This window comes from Prevotella sp. oral taxon 317 str. F0108, assembly GCF_000162415.1.
In the GTDB taxonomy this organism is placed as follows: domain Bacteria; phylum Bacteroidota; class Bacteroidia; order Bacteroidales; family Bacteroidaceae; genus Prevotella; species Prevotella conceptionensis.
On record NZ_GG740081.1, the window covers coordinates 1 to 5,682 of the forward strand.

The 5,682-nt window shown below is 43.6% G+C and carries 4 protein-coding genes; 2 read left to right on the forward strand and 2 right to left on the reverse strand.

Going from position 1 to position 5,682, the window contains the following annotated elements:
* Positions 1 to 633: 633 nt before the first annotated feature.
* Together HMPREF0670_RS15995 and HMPREF0670_RS14650 are read right to left on the reverse strand one after the other, a co-directional pair.
* The gene (locus HMPREF0670_RS15995; protein ID WP_009231923.1) at positions 634 to 837 is read right to left on the reverse strand and encodes a hypothetical protein; all 204 of its coding nucleotides are present in this window, start codon (positions 835 to 837) and stop codon (positions 634 to 636) included.
* Between the two features lie 11 nt (positions 838 to 848).
* Positions 849 to 3,125 (reverse strand): hypothetical protein, encoded by a 2,277-nt coding sequence (locus HMPREF0670_RS14650; RefSeq protein WP_009231924.1) that lies wholly within the window; start codon positions 3,123 to 3,125, stop codon positions 849 to 851.
* 1,385 nt (positions 3,126 to 4,510) lie between these two features.
* On the opposite strand from HMPREF0670_RS14650, the gene HMPREF0670_RS16560 reads away from it, so the two are divergent.
* Positions 4,511 to 4,687 (forward strand): hypothetical protein, encoded by a 177-nt coding sequence (locus tag HMPREF0670_RS16560; RefSeq protein ID WP_157579673.1) that lies wholly within the window; start codon positions 4,511 to 4,513, stop codon positions 4,685 to 4,687.
* Positions 4,688 to 5,456: 769 nt separating this feature from the next.
* Positions 5,457 to 5,682 (forward strand): hypothetical protein (locus HMPREF0670_RS17290; protein WP_044078440.1); only part of this gene is annotated, 226 nt, incomplete at its 3' end.

Here is a 5,682-nt window from a genome sequence, read left to right on the forward strand (position 1 = left end):
CATGCCTTATCCATAAAGATAAAGAACAACGCTAAAAGTTTTATGCCTTGCGGCATTATCCCATCAGGACGAGCACCAAATCTATCGTAGTTCACTCACCTGTACCGGTTACCCACATCTTCAATAAATAAAGACCTGGGAGAACCGACGGTTCTTAATGTTCTACCCAAACGCGCCCATCCCATAAAAAGACAAGCACGTCTGCTCTTGTACTACTACTGTCTATGTAAATCTTTCAATGAACTCTTTTTCAATTGCTCCCAAAGAACTTCGTTCCCGAAAGCGGATGCAAAGGTAGGGCTTTTTTAAATACCACGCAAGCCTTTTTAAGAAAAATATCGAACCATAATGCAAGTTTTTGAGTTTCTTTACACATTGATAACATAACAGGAATGTACACCTTATATATATATAAGGAACGACTTTATGGACTCCGCCAGCTATTAGACTTACTATTAACACAAAGCCACAGCATCATTTACCCAGGGCACAGTCTAATTCAATACAGTTACTCCGTACTTTCTTTTAAGTATCCTGCTCGTTATAAAGCTCAACTAATGGACATTTGGTAGAAAAAAAAAACGAGAGTTCCCAGTCGACCAAATGGCCATTTACACCTAAAGTTCCAACACTTCATCCTTCGTCCTCTTCACACCAATCCCATCCATAGTTAGGTTTAGCTCCAATTTCATCAGGGTTGTGGGGTATTTCCCCATGTTGATCAGCATTTCCATCGCCATCGTTATCAAACCTTGAAGCTCCAGGAGCAATGAGCAACTCATCTAAGCCGAAGTGTATCGCAGCACAATCGGGTTTTAAATAATCATGTGTTTTCATTCGTTCCAACTCTATTTTAAGATGAGTTTCTTATGGTTGACAATATAAACGCCCTTTGGCAAGCCCTCGGTAGACGTTGCATTCGGACGTACCAGTTTCCCGTCTATGGCATAGATGTTGCACGGAACAGCGAATAGGTCGCCATTTCCCTCACTAGCCGTTGTTGCTATACCTGTAGTGTTGAATGTATTGCCTATTTCCTCATTGTCAACGAAGAATTTCAGAGCCTTAGATTGGGTGGCAGAACCCGTAGCAATCCAGCAACGGAAACCTTTAACGGGCATAGGGCTTTGCGTATAGTGCCACAGCCACCTATGTTTCGATGCCGAGCTTTTGCCCAACGCATACGAGAAGGCTGGCACAACCGCACTAGCATGACGATATAACGAACCACAGAACTGCAGTTTCCCGTCTGCCGTAGTACTCCAAGAGGCTGCATTTCGCAATATTCCCCCAGAATAACCTGGCTGGTCTTCCGGTTTCTTATCGAGTGTGACATTGTTAATGACGTAGTAAGGAGCATTAACCGAGAGCCACGGTTTATTATTCTTCAACTTACTGTAGGGTTTTAACGAGGTCATCACCGTTGGGTCTTTGGTAGGCTTTATCAAGTACAGCTTATAGGCATCAAGAGCAACATGGTCGTCCTCTTGGTCTAAATCAACCTTTGTAAAGTCGATACGTCTTTCATAATCTGTGGATTGTTTGGGATAGGCCGACAACTTCACATCCTCACCAAATGCCGCTTTCAGTTGTCCCACAGTAAGCGACACTGGCAACACAATAGAGTTCCACTCGTTCTTCTGCAACGTTCGTTTCAGCACCATTATGGCTGCCCTATTAGGTTTCACTTGTTCCAAGATATAAGTTGAGTTGTTTTGTGTTTCATCAAGTATCAAGTCAAGTGTTCCGCAATAAGCCAATGAGAAGTCATCCCAGCAAGTCCAGTCGAGCGGCTTAGTGGAATTAGCCACCCTTACGCCAATTTCCATTACATCGGTGTCGTGTGGAACATACACGAACACCGTGTTGTTATACATGCCGTGTTCAAAAACCTTAGCCGCCTTTACGTAAGGGCTCACTTTATCGGCAGCTCTGTCCGCATTGGTATATACCTTTCGAAATTCTTGAGGCGTATACTCAAAGTCACCCCCAAACTTGTTTAAGGTTGTTTTTACATTCGAATTTGCATCAGTAATACCCACTACACTCACAAAAAGCTCCGCCGTGAGGTTACTGCCTGTGGCAGGAGCATAGAAACCATTACACGAAATGCGATACCACCCCTTCTTAATAGCCTTCACTTTCTGCGAAACTTTCCCGTTGGCATGAGCCGTATTCCCCAGATTCCTCACGTTGGCTGTGCCATAGCTAGCATTATCGGCCATGTACGAGTTGCTGCTCGTGGCGCCATTGCCCACATAATATGTATATGCGTCATTCGCAGGTTCCAGCAAATAAGCGTTATGGTCGGCCCAGCCCCAAGTCAATCCACCTGCTGTAACCCATTTTTCCACATCTCTATCACCACGCGCAAAGTTGTGGTCGTCTATCAGAATGGTGGCATTAGCAGGCGATTCGTCAGACGCATACACATCTTTAAACACGTCTTTAAGGTCGGCTCGCGTAACTATCCTCCATTGACAGGTCTCGTCGTTAGGGTTAACATTGCCCGGATAGCTAATGGGATAAACCTTATCCTTCAACACCTTCGTCATTTGCAAATAGCGTTTGCCGCCCATTCCTTGGGTCGTCTCATCGTTATACACACTAATCCAATAAGTTTTGCTACCAGGCTTAACCTCTTCAAATTTCCAATCTAGCACGCCATTGATATATTTTTTTTGTACAGCATAGGGGTTTGGCGTTACATCCGTATTGTATGTCACCCCTCTATCCACATACGCCCTGTTGTAGTTAGCCGCATCGTCAAACCCCGGCGTGTCTCTCCTTCGGCCAAAGGCAATGTTCTGTCCCTCAGTTGTCTTCAAGGGACCAACCATTCGATAGTGATTGGCTAGGGTAGAATGTTTGACTGTTATGGTCATACCCGTGCTGAAACCCACAAGCGACGTGCCCCAATAGCTACCGGCATTGAGGTATTTGCCTGTACCAACGTTATAAAGGTACACAATTCTTTTATTCTCGTCTGGGTTATTAATAACCGATTCGACGGGATTACCAAGCCATTTGTGCGTAGTGGGGTCTTGCCCTTGCGCATTCACAGCAAGCGGGATGCAGGCATACACGGCCAACAAAGCGAAAAACAGGATTCGTTTCATAATCATTAACTACTTAAATTCTCTTGTTATGTTTTTGATGGTGCTATACAGAAACGACGTAAGTTTCTCGTTATCTGGCACTTTTCATGGAGCGAAACGGTTCACAATAGCTGCCGTGGCTATATTTACTCGGATGTTTATTACCATGCACAGGAGCTAGGTTTTAACTTCATGCTAGGTAAGCGGAGCTTTAGCAAGGCGTTATTCATCCTTATTTATCAGCAATACTGTTGTTTTCCAATGTAGTACGCTTGTTCCGTTTCTTTCATTAGTTCTTTATCTGGGTGCAAATATATCAAAAAAAACAGATTGCGCCAAATTTTTTCGTATTTATTTATCCTTCACGTCGCCAAACAGTCCATTCATTATGCCAGCAAAGACATTGGCGTTAACCCACAATCAAGTACTTATATTTCACACTCTCGTCTTTGTTCGGCACCACAACCTCGTAAAAAAAGAAGTAAGTCGAGTTGCTAATTAACCATTGTTTTCTATCTTACACGCCTCGATATTCGTCAACATCTGAGAACATCACCTGCATCTTGCCCCCTTACCTTTCCTGTTTGCTGCGAAACGCCGACTTTTCAATCTCCCGAAATCCGCTTTTCCATCAAAATGCACACTTCTTAAAATTCTTTTTACCCTTATCCTACACAAGTTTACCATCGAGCGAAAAGGCATTAACACCCACACAGGGCACAATTTGCTAGCCCTGCTTTTTGCTAGGCTTAACACTGCGATTTGCTGCTAATTGCAGTGCTTTTTACAACCGACAAACGGGCATTCTGCATCATATTGCAAGATGTTTTGCTGCAAATAACACGCCATTCTGCACAAGTCGCGCTTACAGGCAACATCAAACCGCTCTACCCCCTGTTTACAGCCTACTCCCACCATGTTTCAAAACACCCTCAGCGAGTATTGATCTTCTTTTTGCGACAAGGTGATAGATTGGCGAACGACGAGGAACCTCACAACGTTAAACCCCAATCGGCCGTTAGAACACCTGTCAATTATTATAGGTTGTTTCCATCTCCTCCTGTACACCTTTCGTTTGTTTGCCGCGCTTGTTACCCGTCTTATTCTTTTAACGTTGTCCGTTACGCCTTCAAAAATAAGACAGACAATAAGCCCAACAATCAAACAAAACTGCACAGGCTCTAATGTATGGCAGTGGACACTCGTGATTTCTATAAATTGAGATGAGTGTATTATCATTGTGATGCAAAACCGATACAAATACTCCTCTCCATGTACGACGTACTGTACAGAGACACGACAAAAAATGGATTTTTGCCCCATTTGTCTGTGGCAAAACGGGCTTATGCCGCAAAAGGTGAACTGGCGGAAGATATTCAATGCCTTCTCTACCATTTGAAAACCGGATCTCAATGGCAGATTACTTCCGCATTTTCATGATGCTGTCTTCGTTGGCCGTGATTAGCATGCCCCGCAACCGCTCGCGCTGGCGGTCGCAAGTGTACGTGCTTTCCGTCGCCGTTGCCATGCGTGCTTATACGGCACAATTACCTTTTGTCCGGTTTTCAGCAAAAATTTTAACATTATGAGTGCCCTTTTTGTCCACCAACCGCTCACCCTGTCGCAAAAAATCGATTCTCGCGAAGGTTTGTTTTGATGCAAAAGGGGGTTAGCCAGTGAATGCGGCAAAATGAATATTAATTCCAAAAGGCCGCCATTAGCACCCCTTTTGGGGCTATTTGGGGCAAAATATAGTGCAATATGCTGCTAAACACAGTGCAATATGCCGCTAAACGCAGTGCAATATGCCGCAAAACGCAGTGCGTTTTGGTGCAAAATGCAGTGTATTTTGGTGCTAAACGCAAGGTAAAATGGTGCTAAACGCAGTGCAAAAAGGTGCTAAACGCAAGACGAAAAGAATAAATATACGTCGCAATTGTATAAACAAAACCTTTTAGAGCCATGAAAAACATGTCTGAAAAGGGCAAAACAGTCGTTAAAAAGTGGGGTTTTATGGGCTAAAAGCAGGAAAATGGGCTTGAAAAAATACGAGGTGGCCACCAAACTAGAAAGGCAAAATGGTGCAAAATGCAAGTTCCGGGCGTAAAAATTGACAACGCCAAAGGTGCGAAAGGGTATAAAAAGCGGTTTTTTACTAACTTTTCAGCCTGAGTTTTCGCTAGAACGGAGCGAAAATTAGAGCGATATTGTAAAATAAAAATATCAATTTAAGTTTTTGAGTTGATGAAACTGTGAGCTTGTTAGGTTATGAGGTCTTGAGTTAGCCAAGCTATGCACTCATGAATCTCTGAAACCCTAACACTCCAAGTTGACGAGCCGACAAGACAAAAACTTTGCATGTTTACGAAAAAGATACTGGCGAGCAAGCTGCCCAACGAGCCAACCTCCGTCAAGTTTCCACAGAGCCTAAAAGGAATCATCAAGCAGACGAACCCAAATCGATTGTTAGAGCTTTTGGAAATAAAGTGTAACGAAACGACTTCCGTAATCAACAGGGACACTAATGGAGAACTAACCATTTGCAAGCATACCGTGCTTTTCCTGCAAAAGGAAACAAGTTTCT

What these genes read in the sequence shown, in the direction of transcription:
- HMPREF0670_RS15995 (WP_009231923.1), bottom strand. Translation starts at nt 837, where the DNA reads ATGAAAACACATGATTATTTAAAACCCGATTGTGCTGCGATACACTTC.
- HMPREF0670_RS14650 (WP_009231924.1), bottom strand. Translation starts at nt 3,125, where the DNA reads ATGATTATGAAACGAATCCTGTTTTTCGCTTTGTTGGCCGTGTATGCC.
- HMPREF0670_RS16560 (WP_157579673.1), top strand. Translation starts at nt 4,511, where the DNA reads ATGGCAGATTACTTCCGCATTTTCATGATGCTGTCTTCGTTGGCCGTG.